Source organism: Mesorhizobium sp. M7A.F.Ca.AU.002.02.1.1, from assembly GCF_003998535.1.
GTDB lineage: Bacteria > Pseudomonadota > Alphaproteobacteria > Rhizobiales > Rhizobiaceae > Mesorhizobium > Mesorhizobium ciceri.
On record NZ_RZPB01001300.1, the window covers coordinates 1 to 953 of the forward strand.

The window sequence follows — 953 nt, forward strand, 5'->3', positions numbered from 1 at the left end:
CCGTTGGGCCTTGTGTTGGCGAGCACCTTGCTCTGCCCGGCCAGGGCCAGAAGCTGGTTGCGCGTCTGGATCAGCGCGTCATGGCCGGCGCCGTTGACGTCCTGCAGGTAGAAGTCGAAGCCGTTGGTGTTGCCGAAGCCCTGGATGGCGGGAGGCGCGAGCGCGAAGACCTGCGCGTCCCTGATCTTCGAAAACGCGCCCATCGCACGGCCGGCGATGGCCTGCGCGGCGGAAGCCGGCGATTTGCGCAGGTCGAAATCCTTCAGCCGCACGAAAGCGATGCCGACATTCTGCCCTGCGCCGCCGAAGCCGAAGCCGGAGGCGGTGAACACCCCGTCGACGGCGTCCTTCTCCTGGTTGAGATAATGGTCGGTCACTTCTGCCAGCACGCGCTCCGTGCGATCCTGCGTCGCGCCGACGGGCAGCTGCACGCTGGTGATCAGGATGCCCTGGTCCTCTTCCGGCAGGAACGAGCTCGGCAGCCGGGCAAACATCCAGCCCACGGCAACGACGATGGCCAGGAACACGACGAGGAAGCGCCAGGATCGGTTGATGATGCCGTGCGAGCCGTCGCGGTAGGCAAGCGTGCCGCGATCGAAGACACGGTTGAACCAGCCGAACGGGCCGGTCTGCGTCGCATGGTCCTTGGGCGGCCGCAGGATGGTGGCGCAAAGTGCGGGCGTCAGCACAAGGGCGACCAGCACGGACAGCACCATCGCCGAGACGATGGTCACCGAGAATTGCCGGTAGATGATGCCGGTCGAGCCGCCGAAGAAAGCCATCGGCACGAACACGGCCGAAAGCACCGTGGCGATGCCGATCAGCGCGCCGGTGATTTCGTGCATCGACTTGCGCGTCGCCTCCTTCGGCGACAGGCCTTCCTCCTGCATCACGCGTTCGACATTCTCGACGACGACGATGGCGTCGTCGACCAAGAGGCCGATGGCCAGCAC

General features: G+C 65.9%; 1 protein-coding gene. It reads right to left on the reverse strand.

The features are described from left to right. Positions 1-953, reverse strand: a 953-nt coding sequence (locus EN879_RS37280; RefSeq protein ID WP_206521107.1) for an efflux RND transporter permease subunit, incomplete at both ends; no start/stop codon positions are given.